Genomic DNA, 22,810 nt, shown 5'->3' on the forward strand with positions numbered 1-22,810 from the left:
AGTTTTTTGTTGCAAATCCAAAGGAAAAGTGAATCAATTTCATGAACACTATCCAGTAAGAGGATATAAGTCTTTTGTAGAGCCCATTGCCCACTTCGGGATGGGTTCCAAAGCTTCTGATATTCAATTAAGCATCACTTGGCCTGATGGAAAAAAACAATTTCTTAAAGTTGAAAAGTTAAATTCATTAATCGAACTCAATTACAAGGATGCCTTAATCCAAGAAGAGGAAGAAGGTGAGATAAACACTTTTAGTTACCAAGAAGTAGCCGAGTCTCTAGGGATTTCACACAATCATGAGCACCTAATATACAATGACTTCAACCGGCAAGTCCTCCTTCCACACAAGCATTCTGAAAACGGTCCCGGAATAGCTGTTGGAGACATCAATGGTGATGGTTTGGATGACTTTTTTGTAAGTGCTTCTGCGGGTTTCCCAAGATTTGCTTATATCCAGAACAATCAGGGCATGTTCACCAAAAAGGAAATATTTACTGAATCGGAAATTGATGATATGGGTTGCTTACTCTTAGACATTGACGGTGATGGGGATTTGGATTTATATGTTGTAAGCGGAGGAAGCAGGTCAGCAGAAGGTGACAAACCTTATCAGGATAGACTTTACCTGAATGACGGTAAAGGAAATTTTGATAAGTACGGTGAAGGAATTCCTTATACTGACTTTAGCGGATCAGTAGTCACTGCTGCAGATATTACTGGAGATGGAAATTTTGAATTTTTTATTGGTGGCAGAGTGAAGCCAGGTCAATATCCCTTGCCTCAGAAATCGCTTTTACTCGGCTTTAGCAATGGTTCTTTTCATGACCTGACAGATCAAATGATTCCTGATTTGCAAGAACTAGGAATGGTTTCTGCGGCACTGTGGACAGATTTTGACCAAGATGGACTTTTGGATTTGATTGTGGTCGGAGAATGGATGCCCATCACTTTTTTTAAGCAATACAAAACAGATGGTCAACCGAAATTTGAAAACATAAGTCATGAAAGAGGACCAGAAGGATCAACTGGATGGTGGAATAGCCTATATCCTATAGGTACCGATGAGAATGGCAATCCACAATACATTTTAGGAAACGCTGGAATAAACACCAGGTGGCAAGTGAACTCAAATACGCCATTGATAATGATTGCTGATGACTTTGATCAAAATAAAAGCATTGACCCAATCCTTTTTACCCAATTTACCGATGGAATGTACCCCGCAGCAGGGAGGGACAAAATGGTAAGCCAGGTTCCTTCTTGGAAAAATCGGTTCTTGGCTTATTCAGAATATGCAAAATACGACCTAGAAAGCTTTTTCACCCCAGAACAACAAAGAGAAGCACTTACACTCAAAACTGAGACTTTTGAAAGTGCGCTTCTAAAAATAGATAGTACGGGTCGCTTCAGTTTAAGCCCCTTAGCCATGGAAGCCCAATTTGCTCCAACTTTTGGAATAAACTTTGATTACGTTGACGACAAATTGTTCCTAATTGGGAATTTTTATGGAAATGAAACGGAGACCGGTCGTTACGATGCTTCTATCGGAAATGTTTTGGAAGCAAATTCAGAGGGTAAATTCAACACCAATATCCAAAACACAGGCTTTTTGGTAGAGGGAGAAGGCAGAGCATTGGTCAACTTGACTTTGGCAAATAATCAATCGCTTATCCTTGCCAGTCAGCACCAGGGACCAATCAAGGCCTTTAAAAAATCAGCCCCATATCCAAATCAAAAATACCTAAAGCTGGCACGAACTGACTTTAAAGTAAGCTTTGAATTGATTGATGGCACCTTTAAATCCTTGGAATTTCCTTATGGAGCTGGCTACCTATCACAATCTTCTAGAAAAATCCCTATTCCTTCCAATTGCAAAACAATTCAAATTACGGAATTTGATGGAACATCAAGGCTAGTTACCCCAGATCAAATCCAATCATAGAAATTCTTTAAGAATCTATTCTAATGCATTCGTTCGAAAGGTTTCTTGGCCATTTGTTCAAAAGCTTTTTGAAAAGAAGAAAGAGATTCTAATTTTGAGTTTAACCTTTTACTCACAATGCCTTTATACCAATCGCCATGAGATTTATTTTCCCAATCCTGTTGTTGCTAGCCGCTTGTTCCAATCCCAGTGGGAAAAATGAGGAATCAACAGAATATTCAGGAAACCCTGTTTTTGACGGTTGGTATGCAGATCCAGAGGCAATCATTTATGGAGATACTTACTGGATCTATCCCACCTATTCTGATGAGTTTGACAAGCAGGTCTTTATGGATGCCTTCTCCTCTCCTGATTTGGTCAACTGGACCAAGCATGAGCGCATCATTGATACAGCAGAAGTAAAATGGGCTAAACGTGCCATGTGGGCACCGGGAGTCATTTCAAAATCTGGGAAGTATTACCTCTTTTTTGCAGCCAACGATGTACACGAAGGAGAAATTGGAGGAATCGGAGTTGGAGTGGCAGACCAACCGGAAGGACCTTTTGAGGATTTACTTGGAGAACCTTTGATCAATGAAATTATCAATGGAGCTCAGCCAATAGATCAATATATTTTTAAAGACAAAGATGAAACTTACTACATGTATTATGGAGGCTGGGGCCATTGCAATGTGGTTAAGCTGAATGAAGACTTTACTGGATTAGATCCATTTGAAGATGGAGAAATTTATAAAGAAGTGACTCCTGATGATTATGTAGAAGGTCCGTTTATGTTTATCCGAGACGGAAAATACTACTTCATGTGGTCTGAGGGTGGATGGACAGGACCTGATTACAGGGTTGCCTATGCCGTTTCAGACAGTCCGTTTGGGCCTTTTGAAAGAGAAGGAGTGATATTAGAGCAGGATGACAAAATAGGGCGTGGTGCTGGACATCATTCTGTATTGAAAATCCCTGAGACGGATGACTTCTACATTGTCTATCATAGAAGACCTTTGGAAGAAAGCGACCGAAATCATCGGGTCACCTGTATAGATAAAATGGAATTTGATCAAAACGGGAAAATTCTTCCTGTAACAATGACTTTTGAAGGCGTACCTGCAAAACCTCTAAAATAAGACATCCTGAAAATCAGTTTTATCCTAGCTATTTTGAAATTGCAAGCCTGTCTTGCAGAAAATCCATTTCCAAAAAAATGGATTTTTTTTGTTCCAAATTTTTATTTGAAGATTCAAACATCTATTTTCACAAAATGAGACAATAGAAAAAAATTATGAACAAAAACCTATCTTACCTAATCGCATTGTTTGTGACTTTAACATTCACAGCACAGGCACAGGAAGCCTTATTTGGCTCCCAACAAATCACCTCACCTGAAATAAAAGGTGATCAGACTGTAACTTTCAGGGTTTTAGCGCCCAATGCAAAAGAAGTGGAAATCACAGGAGATTTTCTTCCAACCCAAAAAATCGACTCTCCTATGGGCCAAGTAGATGGCCCAGGAAAAGTACCGATGAATAAAGTAGAAAACGGTGTATGGGAATTTACTTCTGAGAAGTTAAGCCCTGAGTTGTACAATTACTCATTTATCATAGACGGATTTAAGACCACAGACCCCAACAACCCGTTTCTGATCAGAGATGTGGCATCTGTAACCAATATTTTCATCATTGGAGGTGGGCATGCCGACTTGTATAAAGTAAATGATGTCCCTCATGGGACTGTATCCAGAAGGTGGTATGACTCTCCCGGTCTTGGAATTAAAAGAAGGCTGACTGTCTACACTCCTCCTGGATATGAGAATTCACAGGAAAAATTACCTGTATTATATCTTCTTCATGGTGCTGGCGGAGATGAAGAAGCTTGGATTTCTCTTGGAAGAACAGCTCAGATTATGGATAACCTTATTGCAAAAGGAAAGGCAAAACCCATGATAGTAGTGATGCCAAATGGAAATGTAGCTCAAGATGCGGCACCTGGAGAAGGGAATAAAGGGTTTTATAAGCCGCAATTTATGCAACCAAGAACCATGGACGGGGACTATGAGGCCAATTTTAAAGACATCATCAACTTTATTGAAAGCAATTACAGAGTCAAAGCCGAAAAGGCAGGCAGAGCCATTGCCGGATTATCGATGGGTGGGTTTCATACCATTCACATTTCCCGCTACCATCCAAACACTTTTGACTACATTGGTCCGTTCTCTGCAGCCATAATGCCCAGAGAAGATGCTTCCGGCAAGGATGTGTACAAAAACATGGATGAGGGACTCAAAACCCAAAAAGAAAACGGGTATAAGCTTTACTGGATCGCAATAGGAAAAACCGATTTCCTCTACGATGCCAACACTGAATACAGGAAAAAACTGGATGACTTAGAAATGCCTTATGAGTATGTGGAAAGCGAAGGAGGACACACCTGGAGAAACTGGAGGGTTTATTTGAGTGAATTTGCACCTCAATTATTCCAATAATAGCTTCCCCTATTTTGTCAAAATATTGGTTAAGATAAACCTGACCAAGTAGGCCTGCTAAAAAATTTACCCTGCACGCATTTTATTATGACGGGCAGGGTATTTTTTATGTTTTTATTTACCTAAAGGGATAGAAAGCAAATGAAAAATCAAATCCGGGTATTCAGTAAGTAGCTGTTTTGAAATACAATCGATTACGTGAAAAAAATTCAAATTTTAAAAAGTATTTTATTCAATAGATCGGATATTTTTTTAATAATATTATAATTTTGAACAGCCATTAACAAAAACTTTACAACAGTAATGCCCAGTAACAAAAAATTCATCATTGATTTTGACAGTACTTTCACCCAAGTAGAAGCACTTGATGTCCTAGGAGAAATAAGCTTGGAAAAAGATCCGAAAAAAACTGAAAAGCTCAAAGCCATCAAAGACATCACAGATCAGGGAATGGAAGGAAGTTTGAACTTTAGGGAAAGTCTGGAAAAAAGGTTGGAAATTCTTGAAGCCACACAGCCCCAAATCTCCACCTTAGTTGAAGCTTTGAAAACGAAGGTGTCCAAATCCTTTCAGCGTAATAAAGAGTTTTTTGAAGAAAATGCGGAAGACATCATCATCATTTCCAATGGTTTCAAGGATTTTATCACCCCCATAGTAGGTGAATATGGAATCAAGGCGGAAAATGTCTTTGCCAACGAGTTTGTCTACGATGAAAATGGAAAAATTGTAGATTTTAACCGCGAAAATATCCTTTCCAAGAATGGGGGCAAGCCGGAAACCATCAAAAACCTTAACTTAGAAGGAGATATTTATGTGATCGGTGACGGATATACTGATTATGAGATCAAAGCATCCGGATTGGCCAATAAGTTCTATGCCTTTACCGAAAATGTGGAGCGACCAAAAGTCACCTCAAAAGCAGACCATATCGCACCTAGCCTTGATGAAATTCTTTATGTCAACAAAATGAACAAAAAATTCTCCTACCCAAAAAGCCGAATCAATGTACTTCTGCTAGAAAATGTCCATCCTATAGGGGTGGAATTGATGAAGCAGGAAGGTTACAATGTAGAAATTATCGCCTCTGCTCTATCTGAAGAGGAATTGGCTGAAAAAATCAAAAAAGTCTCCATTCTTGGTATAAGGTCCAAAACCAATGTAACTAAAAAAGTACTTGAAAACGCCAATCGTCTGATTTCAATTGGAGCTTTTTGCATAGGAACCAATCAGATTGATCTGGATACTTGTACAGAAAAAGGTATTGCAGTATTCAATGCCCCTTTCAGCAATACCAGATCTGTGGTAGAAATGGCCATTGCGGAGATCATATTCCTGATGAGGAATTTCCATGATAAGAGTCTTGGCATGCACAAGGGCATTTGGGACAAATCTGCAAGTGGCAGTTTTGAAATCCGGGGAAAAAAACTGGGCATCATAGGGTATGGAAACATTGGTGCTCAACTTTCAGTCTTGGCTGAAAGCATGGGACTGGATGTCTATTATTATGATGTCATTGAAAAACTGGCCTTGGGAAATGCGACTAAAGTAGAATCTTTGGAGGAATTGCTAAAGACCGTAGATGTGCTTACCCTTCACGTGGATGGAAGAAAAGAAAATCATAACCTCATTGACGCAGATAAAATCAAGTTGATGAAAAAAGGAAGTTATCTGCTTAACTTAAGCCGTGGGCATGTGGTAGATATCCCTGCTTTAAAGGTAGCTTTGGACAGCGGGCATATTGCAGGTGCTGCCATAGATGTTTTTCCTGAAGAACCCAAGAACAATGAAGAACCATTTGTATCTGAACTGATCGGCTGTAAAAACGTGGTGCTGACCCCACATATAGGAGGCTCCACTTCTGAAGCTCAGGTCAACATTGCCAGATTTGTTCCGGGCAAGATCATGGAATACATCAATACCGGAAACACTTACAACTCTGTCAACTTCCCTAACATCCAACTCCCATTCCTTCAGGATGCGCACAGGTTGATACATATTCACCAAAATGAACCGGGAATTCTGGCCAAAATCAATAAAGTATTGGCAGATTTTGAGATCAACATAGTGGGGCAATACCTCAAAACAAATGAAAAAATCGGTTATGTGATTACTGACATAGACAAAGCCTATTCCCCTGAAGTCATAGATGCCATGAAGCAAATCCCTGGCACAATCAGGTTTAGGGTTCTATATTGATTACTAAATTAGATATCATTTTTTTTAATCAACTACTCCAAAAACAAAGGTTCAAGTCATATGGCTTGAACCTTTGTTTATATTGATTTTGACTTTAATCTATAGATTCCTTAAGCATGCCCCCTGAAACCCTATCTTTTTACTAGTGAGAGTTACAAAGGACAAAATTGAATTAAAAATTTAAACCCTTTCCAACACCACGGCATAGCCCTGACCTACCCCAATACACATGGTAGCCAAGGCATATCTCTTATTCAATCTCTCCAATGATTTGGCAGCAGTCAATGTAATCCTAGTTCCGGACATACCCAATGGATGGCCTAGCGCAATCGCTCCCCCATTGATATTCACCCTAGGATCATCGTCAGATAATCCAAGCGCACGTGTACAAGCCAAACTTTGAGCTGCAAAAGCCTCATTCAGCTCTATCACATCCATATCTTCTAGGGTCAAGCCTGCTTTTCCCAAAGCTTTCTTTGTAGCCGGAACTGGACCAATGCCCATGACTCTAGGCTCCACTCCCACTACTGCTGAACTCACGATTTTAGCCAAAGGCTTTAGTCCATATTCATTGACAATTTTCTCAGATACGATCAAGGTAGCCGCGGCCCCGTCATTTAAGCCTGAAGCATTGCCAGCTGTCACGGTTCCATCTTTTTTAAAAACAGCCCTGAGCTTGTTCAATGCCTCAACAGTAGTCTGAGGCTTGATGAATTCATCCTGATCAAAAACTATAGGTTCGGATTTTCTCTGGGGAATAGTAACTGGCATAATTTCCTCAGCCAAGATTCCTTTTTGTTGTGCTTCGGCAGCTTTCATTTGAGAATGGTAGGCAAACAAATCTTGGTCTGCTCTATTGATTTGATACTGATCCACGAGGTTTTCAGCTGTGATTCCCATGGGATCTGTGCCATACATTTCCTCCATCTTGGGATTGACAAAGCGCCAGCCAAAGCTGGAGTCTTCCATTTTAGCATCATTGCCAAAAGCCCTGCTTGCTTTGGAGATCACCAAAGGTCCACGGGTCATCTGCTCTACTCCACCCGCAATGAAAACATCTCCATCTCCTGCTGCAATAGCCCTAGCGCCATGAATGATGGCAGACATACCTGAGGCACAAAGTCTATTGACCGTTTCTCCCGGCACAGTCACTGGAAGTCCAGCCAGAAGTGCGGACATTCTAGCTACATTTCGATTGTCCTCTCCTGCCTGATTGTGGCAGCCCAAAATCACATCATCAATCTGATCAGTAAGAATAACAGGGTTTCTCTTGACTAATTCGCTGATAACCATGGCCGCAAGATCATCAGCCCTTACAGCAGACAATCCCCCACCAAAATTCCCGATTGGCGTCCTGATGCCATCTATAATATATGCGTTGTAGTTCATGAATTTATTATTCTATGGTTAAAATGAATTTTAAAGAGAATGGGTTTACTAAGTAATTTTTTGATATGAATCTATGGAAAGAAACTGGCAATCTATTTATACCTAGTTTTTTATGATTCAAATAATAATGGATATTTAATCCGCTACAAGCGGATAAGATACTTTTGGATATTGATCCAGTATTAATGTTGATATATTTTCAATCCATTATCAAAATTGAAAGTGCGGTATCATTTTTTTCATATTAGAGAGCTATAATAAAATCTTCGAGGTCAAAAAAAGACCTTAAAGGTTGTGTCTCGCTTTTCGCCCCTCTTTTCCAGTTTCTTATGTCTTGAATCTTAAATCTTATATCTACAATCTTAAATCTACAATCTACAATCCAACTTCAAACTCAGCCTCAGTATTCTCCTTCACCTCTTCTAGGCTCACGCCCGGCATCAGTTCCGTTAGGGTCAGTTTGCCTTTGATAAATTCAAACACAGCCAACTCTGTAATCACCATATCCACCGAAGCCTTAGCTGTCAAAGGCAAGTTACAGGATTTTACGATTTTTGACCCCTTGGGTGAGGTGTGGTTCATCGTCACGATCAACTTCCTTGCTCCAGAAGCCAAATCCATGGCCCCACCAACTCCCAATAGCGGTCTACCGGGCACAGCCCAGTTGGCCAGATTTCCTGCTTCATCCACTTCCAAGCCTCCCATCACGGCTACATCCACATGCTTGCCTCTGATCATGCCAAAAGAAGCGGCAGAGTCAAAATAGGAAGAACCAGGCAAAGCCGTTACAGGGATCTTACCTGCATTGACCGGGTAATCCATGGCTCCCCCTTCCTTAGGAGATGGACCAATTCCCAACATGCCATTTTCTGAATGCATGATGATCCCATCCTCAGGACTGATCAAATTGGCAATTAAGGTAGGTATTCCTATCCCTAGGTTGACCACATCACCTTTCTGTAATTCTTGCAAGGCTCTTTTGGCAATCAGCATACGGTCAGCAGGAATATCTTCCGAACTGCCCACTTTTGCTGAAGAACCTAAATCCTCTTCTGTCAATTTCACTTCTACCAAATAATCCACAAAGCAGCTTGGAGTATGGATAAAATTGGGATCAAGCGCTCCAACAGGTACAATTTCTTCCACTTCCGCAATGACTATCTTAGCTGCTGTCGCCATAGCCGGATTGAAGTTTTGCTCAGTCAGGCGATATTGTAAGTTGCCGGCAGTATCTGCTTTCCAGGCACGGATAAAGGCTACATCGCCTTTTATCCCCTTGACAAAAACCTGCTTTACCCCATCAATTTCTTTCACCTCTTTTCCCTCAGCAATCACAGTTCCTTCGGAAGTCGGCGTATAAAAACCACCAATTCCAGCCCCGCCAGCCCTGATGGCCTCAGCCAAGGAACCTTGAGGAATCAATTCAAATTCTACTTTACCCTCTTGCGCAGCTTTGACTGCTTCTGGATTGGAAGTAAAGAATGAACCGATCATCTTTTTGATCTGCCCATTTCTCAACAGCCTTCCCCCTCCTATTCCAGGTTCACCGACATTGTTTCCAATGAAGGTCAGGTCTTTCGTTGCTGTCTCTGCCAATGCATGCATCAAGTGAACCGGATTTCCGGTCATCCCAAATCCACCTTGCAGTAAAACATCTCCATCCTTGACCAATTTGGCGGCATCTTGGAGAGAAATGGTAGGAACTTGTTTCATTATTTCGGGTTTTAAAATTCAAATTGATGTAACAATATTAAATGTATATACACGTAAACAACTCAATAAATCCATATGTTCAGTTTCTAAGGGATTTTTATTAAATTATGTCTACAATAGGTGTTTCAAGTATTTATCTCTTTTTTCATTACTAGACGGAGAGATATTTTCAAAACTTAAAATAGAAATCGAACAAATGACACTTAAAAAATTCAAAGCCAGAAAAGGTAAACTTTTCATCTCCCTTTCAGGAATTTTATTGGGCTTGTTGATCTATTCATTTTTCTCAGACAAATTTTCAATTGTCTTTGTTTTTTCAATGCTCATTGTATTAACCCACCTTGTTCACCTTTACTTGACAACTTCCTATGCTCTTGACTCCACAAAGTTTTACTACAGATCAGGATTTATCAATGGGGAAATTCCTTTTAGGGAAATTAAATCAATTGAACCGAACATAAATAACTGGACCGGATTGAAACCCGCATTGGCTTCTAAAGGCATTCTTATCCGATACAATAAATTTGATGAAATTTATATTGCACCTAAAAACAATCAGGAATTTATAAATTCAATCCTTAGTCTAAATCCTTCAATAAAAGTATTGAAAGCCGAGTAAACATCTTATTGTAAGGCTTTATAAAAAACTGCATGAAGGACTGGGAAAAAATCCTTTATTTTGTTTCCCAACACTGAATATCTCATCCATGAAAGTCATTGCCATAGGCAGGAATTACGCTGAACACATAGAGGAACTCAAAAATGAAAAACCTACAGAACCTGTGGTTTTCCTCAAACCGGACACCGCTGTTTTAAAGAACAATGCTCCTTTTTTCCATCCTGATTTTTCACAAAATATCCATCATGAGGTGGAGTTGGTTTTAAAAGTCTCTAAGGAAGGTAAGTATATTCAAAAGGAATTTGCACACAGGTATTTTGAAGAAATCGGAATAGGAATAGATTTTACTGCGCGCGACCTTCAGGAAAAGTGCAAATCCAAAGGTTTGCCTTGGGAAATCGCCAAAGCCTTCAATGGCTCTGCGCCTATCGGTGGTTTTTTGCCCCTTGCACAATTTTCCCAACTAGATGACATTAATTTTCACCTGAATATCAATGGTGAACTCAGACAAAAAGGAAAAACTTCCATGATGTTGTTTGACTTTGCAGATATCATTGCTTACGTATCCAAATTTTTTACTCTGAAAAAAGGAGATCTTATCTTTACCGGGACCCCTGCCGGAGTAAGTAAAATCAATGTAGGTGACCGCCTGGAAGCATTTATAGAAGACCAAAAGTTGCTCGATTTTGAAGTTAAATAAATTCCCCCTTCTTTTCTTCTTTTTGCTTTCCTTAAGTGTCTTGGGCCAAGACTACCTTTTTCCTGTAAAACCCGGCCAAAGGGCCTTGCTCGCCGGAAATTTCTCTGAAATCCGCCCCAATCATTTTCACTCAGGAATCGATGTGAAAATCGGCGGTGTGGATGGAGAGCCCATTCTCTCCATCACAGACGGCTACGTGTACCGCATGAAGGTTTCTTCCTATGGCTATGGAAACGTACTTTACATCCGTCACAATGATGGACAATCTTCTGTTTATGCCCATTTAAGAAACTTCTCTCCGAAGATCATGGATTTTATGAGAGATAAAATGTATGCCGAAAAGAAAAATGACCTTGAAGTTTTTTTTGGAACCACAGGAACTGCCCGTGGAAAAGGGAGAAATCATCGGTAACGGCGGAAATACGGGGAGTTCGGGTGGACCGCACCTGCACTTTGAAATCAGAGATACACTGGACCATGCTATTGATCCTTTTCGGTATCATTTCACAGAAATCGTGGACAACACCCCTCCTATTGTCTATAGAATAGCCCTGACTCCTTTGGATTACCTTTCCCGAGTAGATGGAGAATTTTCCAGAAAAGAATTTACACCTCTGATAGAAGGGGGCAGGTACATTATTCCACAAACTGTCAAAATCAGCGGAAGAGTCGGGCTGGAGGTCTATGCAATTGATAAAATGGACGGTGTGGGAAATACTTTTGGAATACCCATTTTCGAACTCACCGAAAATGACAGCCCTCTTTTTAGAATCAATGTAGACCACATTGACTTTTATAAAAGCAGATTTCTCCTGAGTCATACCCATCAGAATCGCTTTACCAGAGTTTACCATCACCCCAACAATCAGATGCAGCTCTATTCTCCTGAAGGAAGTGGCTCAGGAGCATTGACAGCCGACCCAGGAGTGCGGAAGAAAGTTGAATTGGCACTTAAAGACTATTTTGGAAATACGCGCTTTGTGGGATTGGATATTGAAGGGGAAGAGAGTGATTTTGATCAAATAGAAAACAGAAAGATCAGTGTCAGTCCAACTGTGGTCAGCTATCATAGGGAAGTCATGAAAATTGAAACAGGGTATTCTGAATGGGGAGAAATGGCTGAGGTAAAAGTAAATGGACATATCATGGAATTAATGCCCTCTTATATATCAAATGGAAAGCGGGTTTATTTGTGGGATATGAATTATGGTGTTCCTGAAGAGATCAATCTTTGTACAGAAACCATTTTTCCAGAAGTGCAATATAAGGTTCCTTTTAAAGAAGAGCTGGCTTATTACCATGAACAGGCCGATTTAATTTTTGAAGAAAACACTTTATTGGATGATCTTTTCCTGCGCATAAATAAAAGCGGTCGAGGAAAAAACACCACTCTCAAAATCAATTCGCCCCAGGAATATCTGCAAAGTAGCATGGAAGTCCTTTTTAAGGATACTGGGTTTGAAGGGGACAAAAGCCGCGCACATGTGTACCATCAGTCTCCGAATGGATGGAAAAGCTTTGTTGGTGGCACATGGGAATCAGAGGATATCCGTTTCAAAACCAGAAATTTTGGTACTTTTGTCATAGATGAGGATAAAGTAGCCCCGGTAATACGGCCGGTAAAAGTCAATGCCGATGAACTTCGCTTTATCATCAGGGATGACAAATCAGGAATCAGGGATTTTGAGGCTTTGGTGAACGGAAATTGGATCCTGATGCGCTATGAGCACAAGCAAAATGTCATTTGGTCCGAAAAGTTGGACAAACAACCTTTCAAAGGAGAGGTTTTATTAAAAGTACGGGATATGGCCGGCAATGAAGCCAGCTACTCCACGACTTTAAATTAATCATAACCTTAAAACGAAAACATTATGTCAGTAGAAGTAGGAAAAGCAGCACCGAATTTTGAAGCAAAAGATCAAGATGGAAATACCATCAAACTCTCTGACTTCAAGGGAAAAAAAGTAGTGCTTTATTTTTATCCAAAAGACAATACGCCTGGTTGTACAGCCCAGGCCTGTAACCTGAGAGACAATTATGAAGCTTTGCAAAAAGCAGGATATGTAGTCTTGGGTGTAAGTTCTGATTCAGAAAAATCCCACAAAAAATTTATAGAAAAGCAAGAATTGCCTTTCACCTTGATCGCTGATGAAGACAAAACAGTCCATGAAGCTTATGGTACCTGGGTAGAAAAATCCATGTATGGCAGAAAATATATGGGCACAGCACGTACTACCTTTATCATAGACGAAGAGGGCAAGGTTGAAGAAATCATAGACAAAGTCAAAACAAAAGAACACACCAATCAAATACTCAAATAATTCCAATACAATGGAAAAACACTCAATCGATCATCTCGAAGGAATCTGTTCCCAGGTCAGAAGGGACTGTCTGCGCATGGTACATGCCGTTCAGTCAGGCCACCCGGGAGCTGCCCTTGGCATGTGCGAATATGTTGTCGCACTCTTTTTCAATGAAATGGAGCATGACTCCGACTTCAAAATGGACGGAAAAGGCGAAGACCTTTTCTTCCTTTCCAACGGACACGTGTCTGCACTCTGGTACAGTGTGTTGGCCAGATCAGGTTACTTCGGTGTTCCCGAACTGGGCACCTTCCGTAAAATCAATTCCAGGCTTCAGGGCCATCCGGCCACAGAAGAAGGCCTTCCCGGGATCAGGATTGCCTCGGGTTCTCTAGGACAGGGACTTTCTGTAGGAATCGGTGCGGCACAGACCAAAAAACTCAACCAGGATGACAAGCTGGTCTATGTGATGATGGGTGACGGTGAGCAGCAGGAAGGGCAGGTATGGGAAGCTGCCATGTATGCGGCCCACCACAAGGTGGACAACCTGATCGCTGCCATTGACCTGAACAGACAGCAGATCGACGGCCCTACCGAAAAGGTCATGGACCTGATAGACCTCGGAGCCAAGTGGGAAGCCTTTGGCTGGCAGATCGTCAATATCGAAAAAGGAAACGACATGGCTTCCGTACTGGAAGGCCTGGCCAGGGCGAAGTCCCTGACCGGACAGGGCAGGCCAGTGATGATCCTGCTCCACACAGAAATGGGCTACGGGGTGGACTTTATGGTCGGCACGCACAAATGGCACGGCGTGGCACCGAATGACGAACAGCTTGAAAATGCCCTGGGACAATTGGAAGAAACATTAGGAGACTACTGAAATGGAAAAGACACTTGACTTAAAATACACCTATACCGAAAAGAAGGATACACGCTCCGGCTTCGGTGACGGACTGCTGGAAGCAGGAAGAAACAACCCCAATGTGGTAGGCCTCTGTGCCGACCTGATAGGTTCACTGAAAATGGGGGCCTTTCAGAAGGAATTTCCCGAGAGGTTTTTCCAGGTAGGTATCGCGGAAGCCAACATGATAGGTCTTGCCGCCGGTATGACCATAGGGGGCAAAATCCCTTTCACGGGCACCTTTGCCAATTTCTCCACAGGACGTGTTTATGACCAGATCAGACAGTCTGTGGCCTATTCGGACAAGAATGTGAAAATCTGCGCCTCACATGCCGGCCTTACGCTGGGCGAGGACGGGGCCACGCACCAGATTCTGGAAGACCTGGGCATGATGAGAATGCTGCCGCACATGACAGTGATCAATCCCTGTGACTACAATCAGACCAAGGCCGCGACACTGGCATTGGTGGACCATGTAGGTCCTGCCTACCTCAGGTTCGGCAGACCAAGCTGGCCGATATTCACCCCTGCAGACCAGAAGTTTGAGATCGGCAAGGCCTGGAAAATGATCGATGGCAAGGACGTGACCATCTTCGCCACAGGCCACCTGGTATGGGAAGCAGTGGTAGCGGAAGCCATGTTGAGAGAGGAAGGCATTTCCGCCGAAGTGATCAACATCCACACCATCAAACCATTGGATACCGAAGCTATATTGGATTCTGTAGCCAAGACAGGCTGTGCGGTATCTGCCGAAGAGCATCAGCTCAACGGAGGTTTGGGGGACAGTATCGCCCAGACACTGATCAGAAACCATCCTGCTCCGCTGGAGTATGTGGGGGTCAACGATTCCTTTGGAGAATCAGGTACGCCGACACAGCTCCTGGAAAAATATGGACTGAATGCAGAGAATATTGTGAAGGCCGCCAAAAAAGCATTGGCCAGAAAGTAAAATTGAGATTTATACCATAGAAAAACCGTGTTGAATTGAATTTCAGCACGGTTTTTTATTTAGGAGATTTTATAGCCTTCTCTTTCGGAAAATAAATTTCCAGGATTTAACTCCCTCTCTGATAATTATCAGAAGGATAAATCCCAATATTATTACGAGTCCAACCATCAATAAAAGGTATAATAAAGTCGCTATCATAAGATATTTGTTGAAAATAAATAAAAGGTAAAATGTCTTTACCAATATCTGAATTCAAAATTTTTTATAACAACTAAAAAGAGAGTAATCGTAAAGTATTTCTAACTCCAAGATGTATTTCCGTTATGCATTTCCTATTTTAGAAAAGTAAACCATTTGATTACCTAACACTTTTGAAAATGAAAATATTTTGGCCTTTTCTACTGATTCTAGGTATTGTAGTCATTGATCCAGAAGGTTGTGAGCATGCTGATTCCGAAACATCAGATAAATCTTCCGAACAGCTTGCTGAAGCAGAGACAAGTTCTGAAAGCTTAACAACTGAGGAGGCATTAGGAGATAGCTCCCTGTTAAGAACGATGGACACGCAAAACAGTACCCAGCAAATGGTAGGGGTTTACTATATGCCATCTTGGAATACTTCTTCTGATCCCAATATTGACCGGGACAGCTTTTGGTCTTGTATCACCGGAAGAGAAGATTGTGCCAGTCTACAGAATACGGCCATTTGGGGCCCGAGGGGCAGAATCTACAACAGGCAATATCCTTACGAAGGCCCTTATCTGGACAGAAAGCCTATCGCTGCCCTCAAGGGTTTTTATAAAAGAGACGATCCGGCAGTCATCAGAAAGCAACTGGAATATATGAAAAGCTATGGCATTGATTTTTTTGCCTATGATTGGTTTTTTGGCAGACACTACTACTATCATCTGTATTTTGGGCCTCAGGCAAAGATTTATTATCCTGAAGGTTGGAAAATCGATCCCAACAGAGATGGAAGGGTGGCTGTTCCCGGATTGGAAGAATGGAATGATCAGTTAGAGGTGCTTTTGAGAGAAAATGCCAAGCTTCCTGCTGATAAGCAAATGAAATGGGCCATCAATTGGTGCGATGATTCTGATGAACGCTGGAGAGCCTGGCTGGATATTGGCTCGCCTGAAAGTATGGCTGTAGGGCGTAACTACAGAGGAGAAAAGCCTGATAAGGCACTTTATCTACAAGTGCATGACAAAATCACCCAGCTTTGGATTGACAAGTATTTCAAAAGAAAAGACTATCTTAGGTCAGAGGATGGAAGGCCAATTGTTTACTTCTATTTTCCTCAAGACACGGAATCTAGGGCTTCATTTTATGGAATCACCATGAAGGAGCTATTGGACAGGTCTAAAGACTTGGCCAGAAAAAACGGGTTGCCCGGCATAAAATTCATAGCCGTAGCCTCAGGGGCCATGATGCCAAATGAAAGACAATATGGTATGCCTACCAAATGGGTTCCCAACAATAGACAGGAACCATGGAGAGGAGGCAGGTATACCGATAGGCTTTTGTTCCAGGATTATGTGCCAAGGCTGAAAGGGATGGGCTTTGAAGGCCTGACGGGATACGTTTACCACAACCATTACCAGCAGGACAACAAAAGTTATGCGGATATGAGAAAAACTTACAATGGCCATTGGCAAGAATGGAGTGAATTGTTTAAAAACGACCCAGCCTTTGAATATCAGGTTCCTGTAGCTATGGGTTGGGATATGAGACCGGCAGGTGGTACATGGCCGCAACAAACTGGCTTTCCCAGCGAGCCTATCAAAGACCGGGTTCACAGCACCAAATCAACTTTCAAAGCAAAACTTGAAGATGCCAAAAAACAGTCTGAAAAATATAAATCCAGCAACGGGAACACCATCATGATCTGTTGCTGGAATGAATATTTGGAAGGAAACTACATCGAACCTACCGAAGGACATGGGTTTGATTATTTGGAAGCCATCAAAGAGGTCTTCACAGACAGAAGAACAGGATTTATACCTTCTCCCCCAGCTTCAGCTGCCAATTCCACGAGTCCCTGAGCGAATCCTCCAGGCTGTATTGGGCCTTCCAGCCCAATACCGTGTTGATTTTGGAAGTATCTGCCCAAACCTTTACAACATCACCTGGCCTTCTAGGTCCTATGATGTAGTTGAGCGATTTGCCGGATACCTTTTCAAAAGTATGAACCACTTCAAGAACTGTATTGCCATTTCCAGTTCCTACATTGAAGATATCGTAAAAATCATCCTTTTGATTAGAAAGGTATTCCAAAGATTTGACATGGGCGTCTGCGAGATCCATCACATGAATATAATCCCTTACACAGCTTCCGTCTGCTGTATCATAATCATCCCCAAAAACAGTTAACTTTTCCCTGATACCTGCTGCAGTTTGGGTAATGAAAGGAACCAAATTATTAGGAGTTCCCAAAGGCAATTCTCCCAAAACTGAACTTGGATGTGCTCCAACAGGGTTGAAATACCTCAAGGAGATAATCCGTACCCCCGCCTTACTTTTTACATAATCATGAAGTATGTCTTCACAGATTTTTTTGGTATTTCCATAAGGGCTTTCAGCCTCTTTACGGGGTGTAGATTCTGTAACAGGTAAGACATCAGGTTGACCATAAACCGTACAGGAAGAAGAAAAGACAAGATCTTTGACCCCATATTTTGCCATACATTCTAATATCACCAAGAGCGAGCCAATATTATTTTTATAATAGTTCAATGGAACCTGCGTGCTCTCTCCTACTGCTTTGTAAGCTGCAAAATGAATAACACCTTCAAGCTGGTTTTCCTTGAATATTTGCTCCACAGCTGATTTATCATTGCAGTCTTCTTCATAGCATCTTATACTTCTGCCTAGAATTTCTTCAAGGCCTGCGAGAGTTGATTTTTCTGAATTCGAAAAATTATCTAAGATGATAGGTTCAAAACCTGCATTCACCAATTCTACTGCTGTGTGAGAGCCTATGTAGCCTGCTCCTCCTGTAATTAAAATTTTCTTCATGACTTAGTTTAAATAATTCCTAAAACACAATATTAATAGGATAATCTGAAGAAGGGAAGTCTGCTTCATAAATTATCTATTCAATAGTTTTTTTCTATTTTAAAAAAAACACCGGTTTTTAGAATATTTTAATTTATTTCGTAGCAGAATAAAAATAAACCTTTTTATGAAAAGAATTTTAATAACAGGAGGTGGCGGATTTTTGGGGAGCCATCTTGCTGATAGATTAATCACAGAAGGAAATGAAGTACTCTGTATGGACAACTTTTTTACCGGAAGTAGAATGAACATCCACCATTTGCTTGACAACAAAAACTTTGAATTAATCAGGCATGATGTCACTTTCCCCACCTACGTTGAAGTAGATGAAATCTATAACTTGGCGTGTCCAGCCAGTCCCGTCCATTACCAGTTTGATCCTGTTCAGACGACGAAGACTTCGGTAATAGGAGCGATCAATATGCTAGGACTGGCCAAAAGATTGAAGATAAAAATCCTACAAGCTTCAACTTCAGAGGTATATGGGGATCCGGAAATCCATCCACAACCAGAAAGCTATAGGGGAAACGTAAATCCAATAGGACCAAGAGCTTGTTATGACGAAGGAAAGCGCTGTGCAGAAACTTTGTTCTTTGATTACCATAGACAGCACAATGTAAAAATAAAGGTTATGAGGATTTTCAACACTTATGGCCCAAGGATGAATCAAAATGACGGAAGGGTGGTCAGCAATTTCATCGTGCAAGCTCTCAAGGGGCAAGACATCACCATTTATGGAGATGGAAAGCAAACCCGAAGTTTTTGCTATGTTGATGACTTGATCGATGGGATGTATCGATTGATGAATAGCCATGATGGCTTTACAGGACCAGTCAATATCGGCAACCCAGGAGAATTCACCATGCTTGAGCTTGCTGAAAAAATCATAGACCTCACTGGCAGCAAAAGTAAATTGGTTTTCCGACCACTTCCACAGGATGATCCCTTGCAGCGGAAACCGATCATTGACATAGCGCAAAAAGAATTGGGATGGGAACCTAAAGTTCCTTTGACCGAGGGCTTGAAAAAAACCATTGCTTATTTCGAGAAAGTGATTTGATTGAGGTGCTGAATTAGCCGTAGTAAATCAATGTCGTTTAGTTTAGGGTAACTTTTCCAAAGTTCAGGTTTGTAAACAAAATTTTGTTTTTACTTTTAACCCAACTTTGGAAAAATTTAAATTCAACTTGTAGTCTTACTTAAACGACATTGAGTCCTAAATCGTAATATGTAACCGGATTGACGAACTTAATGTTGTTTAGAGTTAAAGGTTAAGCTGTTAGGACAAATTTTAACAATTAACCTTTAACGCTTAACTTACTGATTTTTTACTAATCGATGAACCTGAAAAGGCGTCGTAAATCTTATTTAATAATTCAAAAATCGACACAAATTTTACCTAATCAGAGTAAATACTCCTGTTTTCCGCTCTGTTTTAGGTGTTCCATCAATAGTATAACTATACTCCACCATATAGGAATAAGTTCCCATTGGGGCTTCTACTCCTTTAATTGTTCCATCCCATCCTGTATTTCCAACAAAAAGCAGTTCTCCCCATTTGCTGTAAACCATTAGGGTAAAAGTTACATTACAGTTGCTTACACCTTCATACAATCCATCTTGCGGATCATAACCCGTTGGCATTCTCAATAAAGGACTACTCTCTTCGATTTGCCCTATAAAACTTGCCTCACAACCGTTTGAATCTGAAACCCTAAGGACATAATTTCCACCGGGAACCTCAGAAAGTCTAGGTCCTGTACTCCCATCAAATTCCCATACGTAAGCATAAGGCCCGACCCCGCCCTTGCTGATTGCTAAGAGGGATCCCGACGCACTTCCAGGACACGCTACATTTTCAAGTATGAACTCTGTTTCCAAAGGTTCAGGTGAATCTATTTCAAATGCAATAGTCAAATCACAACCATTTGCGTCCTGTACTGCAATTTGATATACTCCTCTTTCCAAACCGAAAAGTTGAAAATCTCTTTCCAAAATCAATGCATCAGACCAATCTACTGTAAACGGCGCCACACCACCGGAAATTGAAAAAGTCGCCTGACCATCCTCAGAATCAAAGCAAACAGCATTCGTCTCCTGTACTTCATCTATCAATTCCATAGGTTCAGCATCTTCTATCAACATATCTTCAAGTAGTATTTCACAGCCACCTGCATCTCTGACGATTACTGAGTAAAGGCCCGCACTCAAGTTATTGATCGAAGCTGAATTAAGGCCTTCATCGTGGGACCATAGAAAAGAATATGCTCCAGATCCTCCACTCACTTCAAGTTCAATACGTCCAGCGGAGGTACCCGCACAAATGAACTCTGAAATTTCTCCAACTGAAGCCTGTAGTGGAGGGTTGACTGTGATCCTAAGCCGCTCAGATTCACCTCCACAAGTTGGGTTGAATTCACTGACTTCTTCATACCAAATCTCTCCAGTAGAACCTGGTCCTGGCCACTCTACCTCTACTTCATCGCTATTCGAATCTGAAAGTATGGTTCCGCCCGTTACATACCATTGATACAATCTTCCAGGAATTTTATCCCTCACTGTATAAACCTGGGAGACTCCATCAACAAAACAAACTGCTGCAATTCCTCTGGGTTTTCCAGGAACAATTGAGTCATTGATAAAAACATCAATAACCTGAGCTTCTCCCTCGCAACCTTCATTTGTCAGAGGAATGGCTATGACCTTTGCTTCAGGGTCATACTCTCCCCAAAGAACAGAAATAGAAAAATCATTTTCTGATACGACTTCTCCCCCGATCACTTCCCACAATACAGATTGTGTGTTTTCAGGTTTTTCAAATGAATAGGTAGCTTCATCTATATTGGGACAAACATTATTTGGCCCTTCCAACTCACCTTTACTCTCTACCACAGTTACCTCGAAGGAGGCCTCTTCCATCTGATCGCAAGAACGGTCGCCCGTCATTGCCACAATCCTGATTTGATAGGTTCCAGGTTCATCGAAAACGTGATTTACAGTAGCACCTTCTTTTGGATTTTCTTCATTTTCAAAAAACCACTCGAAAAGAACAAATTTATCATCCTTCGGGATAACCGTCCAAGACCCTTCCTCACCCAAGCAGGCAACTTTATCACCATCTACTTCAAAATCATACTCCACCTCCGTTTCAAAATTCAGATTATTGATGCTTGCTCCTGCTGAGTAACCATACGATTCTATAAAACCTGATCCATAAACATAGCCAATGATTCCCTCCGGATTACTCATTGTATGACTTCCTTCAGCAACCTGCACTCTTGCATAAGAAAAAGCAGGGTTTCCAGGGACTGGCTGAAATGCCCCACCAATATTTTGCCCGTCAAGAATAGTTTGCCCAACACTTTCTGTTTTGGATAAAATATTGACAAAGTGGGTGACAATACCTTCGACCTGAAGTGCTGAAAAAACCGTGCTTTTAATCAATTGGTTATTTGGACTTAGGGTAATCATGGTGGGATCTCCATCGCTAGCTCCAATCCCAGACTGAATATTACAAAAATAACTTTTCGCAAAAGTAGTTACTGAAATGGGCTTATCCGCTGAAATATTAGCAAGCTCATCCCTTTCAAAAGAAAAAGAAACATGCCTACCTGAATTTAATGTGGCCCTTTGCTGCCCGTTCACAAAAACCCTTGTATTGTTCTCGGAGGCCAGGATTTTAACCATCTCGCCCGAGGTTCTGCCTGCCAAGGGAATATGGACATACTCTTTTCCCCAAGCAAAAATGGGGTATGTCTGTTGAAATAAATGATCTCCTGTGGATCCATCACAGTCTTGGGCCACAGAAGTCATTTTATTTCCTCCAAAAACCGCTACATTTTTACAGTCATCACCGGAACTGTTTACCACCCTTACCCGAGATCCTGTCAAATCACCTACTGCTTTGACTTGGTAGCTTTCTCCTACGTCCAACACCACTGAGATGGTCGAACCGGGAGGGATGGGGACCGGGTCTACAGACTGAGCTGCTAAGGTGATCTCTACTCTCGTATCATCCTCCACTGCTACTACCAAAAGCGTACTTTCATAATTAACATTGGAACCGGGATCAACGCCAGGATTGAAGTTTTCATGATGGGCTGTAACAAAATAATCCTTACCTAAAGATGGCAAAGGAAGTACCACTGTCCCATCCGCACTTCTGGCCCGAAAATTAAATGCATGAACAGAAATGTTACCGTCAGAGGAAATATAAACTCCCTTATTTTCAATTTGCCTGGAACTTCGGTGGATGATATCCATTTCCCCTTCAGGAAACCGATATACAAACTGTTCCCCTGCCTCAATAGAAAATGGTATAGAATTTCCTACATACTGAATCACACCATTGGCATCTTCTTCTGCAGAAATAATAATTGACGCCTCATCTAATCTTTGGATTGGAGTAAAAGTCCGGTTGTTCTCCATAAAGCCAAGATAAAACTCCCTTCCTATACTTGTCACTTGAGCAAAAGCAGGGAAACCGAAGGTCAAGAGTAAGCCTGACAACAAGACAATCTGAAATAAAATATTTAACCTACTTCGCATTTTATAAAGCCCAAACCCTC

General features: G+C 41.4%; 17 protein-coding genes. 13 read left to right on the forward strand and 4 right to left on the reverse strand.

The genetic code is table 11. The annotated features are described in order from the left end of the window. The 4 genes from A33Q_RS07535 to serA form a co-directional block, all read left to right on the forward strand. On the forward strand, positions 1-1,942 hold a 1,942-nt coding region (locus A33Q_RS07535; RefSeq protein WP_040490238.1), incomplete at its 5' end, for an FG-GAP-like repeat-containing protein. A gap of 137 nt (positions 1,943-2,079) precedes the next feature. After that, positions 2,080-3,060, forward strand: a complete 981-nt coding sequence (locus A33Q_RS07540; protein WP_009036368.1) for a glycoside hydrolase family 43 protein — start codon at positions 2,080-2,082, stop codon at positions 3,058-3,060. Positions 3,061-3,215: 155 nt separating this feature from the next. Continuing rightward, positions 3,216-4,415, forward strand: a complete 1,200-nt coding sequence (locus tag A33Q_RS07545; RefSeq protein WP_009036367.1) for an esterase — start codon at positions 3,216-3,218, stop codon at positions 4,413-4,415. 303 nt (positions 4,416-4,718) lie between these two features. Then, positions 4,719-6,611: a phosphoglycerate dehydrogenase gene (serA, locus tag A33Q_RS07550; protein ID WP_009036366.1), complete on the forward strand. Its 1,893-nt coding sequence runs from the start codon at positions 4,719-4,721 to the stop codon at positions 6,609-6,611. A 180-nt stretch (positions 6,612-6,791) separates the two neighbouring features. Here serA and pcaF read toward each other — a convergent pair whose 3' ends face one another. Both pcaF and A33Q_RS21805 read right to left on the reverse strand, forming a co-directional pair. Then, positions 6,792-8,000: a 3-oxoadipyl-CoA thiolase gene (gene pcaF / locus A33Q_RS07555; RefSeq protein WP_009036365.1), complete on the reverse strand. Its 1,209-nt coding sequence runs from the start codon at positions 7,998-8,000 to the stop codon at positions 6,792-6,794. A gap of 375 nt (positions 8,001-8,375) precedes the next feature. Continuing rightward, the gene (locus A33Q_RS21805; RefSeq protein WP_009036364.1) at positions 8,376-9,713 is read right to left on the reverse strand and encodes a 3-oxoacid CoA-transferase; all 1,338 of its coding nucleotides are present in this window, start codon (positions 9,711-9,713) and stop codon (positions 8,376-8,378) included. Between A33Q_RS21805 and A33Q_RS07565 the strand changes: the two genes are divergently transcribed. From A33Q_RS07565 to A33Q_RS07595, 8 genes are all read left to right on the forward strand, one after another. Then, the gene (locus A33Q_RS07565) at positions 9,694-10,332 is read left to right on the forward strand and encodes a PH domain-containing protein (RefSeq protein WP_016254894.1); all 639 of its coding nucleotides are present in this window, start codon (positions 9,694-9,696) and stop codon (positions 10,330-10,332) included. The genes A33Q_RS21805 and A33Q_RS07565 overlap by 20 nt on opposite strands. An 88-nt stretch (positions 10,333-10,420) precedes the next feature. Further along, positions 10,421-11,032 carry a fumarylacetoacetate hydrolase family protein gene (locus A33Q_RS07570; RefSeq protein WP_009036362.1) on the forward strand — a complete coding sequence of 204 codons (612 nt, stop codon included), beginning with the start codon at positions 10,421-10,423 and terminating at the stop codon, positions 11,030-11,032. Continuing rightward, positions 11,019-11,444, forward strand: a complete 426-nt coding sequence (locus A33Q_RS22475) for a M23 family metallopeptidase (RefSeq protein ID WP_016254895.1) — start codon at positions 11,019-11,021, stop codon at positions 11,442-11,444. Before A33Q_RS07570 ends, A33Q_RS22475 begins: the two co-directional genes overlap by 14 nt. Then, entirely contained in the window at positions 11,365-12,879 is a 1,515-nt protein-coding gene (locus A33Q_RS07575; RefSeq protein WP_262489358.1) for a peptidoglycan DD-metalloendopeptidase family protein, read from the forward strand. Before A33Q_RS22475 ends, A33Q_RS07575 begins: the two co-directional genes overlap by 80 nt. Before the next feature lie 24 nt (positions 12,880-12,903). After that, positions 12,904-13,353 carry a thioredoxin-dependent thiol peroxidase gene (gene bcp, locus A33Q_RS07580; protein ID WP_009036360.1) on the forward strand — a complete coding sequence of 150 codons (450 nt, stop codon included), beginning with the start codon at positions 12,904-12,906 and terminating at the stop codon, positions 13,351-13,353. 10 nt (positions 13,354-13,363) lie between these two features. Continuing rightward, positions 13,364-14,215 carry a transketolase gene (locus A33Q_RS07585; RefSeq protein WP_009036359.1) on the forward strand — a complete coding sequence of 284 codons (852 nt, stop codon included), beginning with the start codon at positions 13,364-13,366 and terminating at the stop codon, positions 14,213-14,215. Between the two features lies 1 nt (position 14,216). Next, positions 14,217-15,185, forward strand: a complete 969-nt coding sequence (locus A33Q_RS07590) for a transketolase family protein (RefSeq protein ID WP_009036358.1) — start codon at positions 14,217-14,219, stop codon at positions 15,183-15,185. 377 nt (positions 15,186-15,562) lie between these two features. Further along, complete coding sequence (locus A33Q_RS07595) at positions 15,563-17,230, forward strand: glycoside hydrolase family 99-like domain-containing protein (protein WP_016254898.1); 1,668 nt, start codon at positions 15,563-15,565, stop codon at positions 17,228-17,230. On the opposite strand, the gene galE is transcribed toward A33Q_RS07595, so the two are convergent. Next, positions 17,184-18,203 carry a UDP-glucose 4-epimerase GalE gene (galE, locus tag A33Q_RS07600; protein WP_009036356.1) on the reverse strand — a complete coding sequence of 340 codons (1,020 nt, stop codon included), beginning with the start codon at positions 18,201-18,203 and terminating at the stop codon, positions 17,184-17,186. The genes A33Q_RS07595 and galE overlap by 47 nt on opposite strands. 166 nt (positions 18,204-18,369) lie before the next feature. On the opposite strand from galE, the gene A33Q_RS07605 reads away from it, so the two are divergent. Continuing rightward, entirely contained in the window at positions 18,370-19,302 is a 933-nt protein-coding gene (locus A33Q_RS07605; RefSeq protein WP_009036355.1) for a UDP-glucuronic acid decarboxylase family protein, read from the forward strand. A gap of 335 nt (positions 19,303-19,637) precedes the next feature. On the opposite strand, the gene A33Q_RS07610 is transcribed toward A33Q_RS07605, so the two are convergent. Beyond that, complete coding sequence (locus A33Q_RS07610) at positions 19,638-22,790, reverse strand: TonB-dependent receptor (RefSeq protein WP_016254899.1); 3,153 nt, start codon at positions 22,788-22,790, stop codon at positions 19,638-19,640. Positions 22,791-22,810 lie beyond the last annotated feature (20 nt).

It is taken from the genome of Indibacter alkaliphilus LW1 (genome assembly GCF_000295935.2).
Lineage (GTDB): Bacteria > Bacteroidota > Bacteroidia > Cytophagales > Cyclobacteriaceae > Indibacter > Indibacter alkaliphilus.

Excerpts from the sequence above, each read along its gene's own strand:
- A33Q_RS07585 (WP_009036359.1), top strand. The coding sequence starts at position 13,364 with ATGGAAAAACACTCAATCGATCATCTCGAAGGAATCTGTTCCCAGGTC.
- A33Q_RS07545 (WP_009036367.1), top strand. The coding sequence starts at position 3,216 with ATGAACAAAAACCTATCTTACCTAATCGCATTGTTTGTGACTTTAACA.
- A33Q_RS07565 (WP_016254894.1), top strand. The coding sequence starts at position 9,694 with ATGGTAGGAACTTGTTTCATTATTTCGGGTTTTAAAATTCAAATTGAT.
- A33Q_RS07540 (WP_009036368.1), top strand. The coding sequence starts at position 2,080 with ATGAGATTTATTTTCCCAATCCTGTTGTTGCTAGCCGCTTGTTCCAAT.
- pcaF (WP_009036365.1), bottom strand. The coding sequence starts at position 8,000 with ATGAACTACAACGCATATATTATAGATGGCATCAGGACGCCAATCGGG.
- bcp (WP_009036360.1), top strand. The coding sequence starts at position 12,904 with ATGTCAGTAGAAGTAGGAAAAGCAGCACCGAATTTTGAAGCAAAAGAT.
- A33Q_RS07570 (WP_009036362.1), top strand. The coding sequence starts at position 10,421 with ATGAAAGTCATTGCCATAGGCAGGAATTACGCTGAACACATAGAGGAA.
- galE (WP_009036356.1), bottom strand. The coding sequence starts at position 18,203 with ATGAAGAAAATTTTAATTACAGGAGGAGCAGGCTACATAGGCTCTCAC.
- A33Q_RS07610 (WP_016254899.1), bottom strand. The coding sequence starts at position 22,790 with ATGCGAAGTAGGTTAAATATTTTATTTCAGATTGTCTTGTTGTCAGGC.
- A33Q_RS21805 (WP_009036364.1), bottom strand. The coding sequence starts at position 9,713 with ATGAAACAAGTTCCTACCATTTCTCTCCAAGATGCCGCCAAATTGGTC.
- A33Q_RS07590 (WP_009036358.1), top strand. The coding sequence starts at position 14,217 with ATGGAAAAGACACTTGACTTAAAATACACCTATACCGAAAAGAAGGAT.
- serA (WP_009036366.1), top strand. The coding sequence starts at position 4,719 with ATGCCCAGTAACAAAAAATTCATCATTGATTTTGACAGTACTTTCACC.
- A33Q_RS07605 (WP_009036355.1), top strand. The coding sequence starts at position 18,370 with ATGAAAAGAATTTTAATAACAGGAGGTGGCGGATTTTTGGGGAGCCAT.
- A33Q_RS07595 (WP_016254898.1), top strand. The coding sequence starts at position 15,563 with ATGAAAATATTTTGGCCTTTTCTACTGATTCTAGGTATTGTAGTCATT.
- A33Q_RS07575 (WP_262489358.1), top strand. The coding sequence starts at position 11,365 with ATGCCGAAAAGAAAAATGACCTTGAAGTTTTTTTTGGAACCACAGGAA.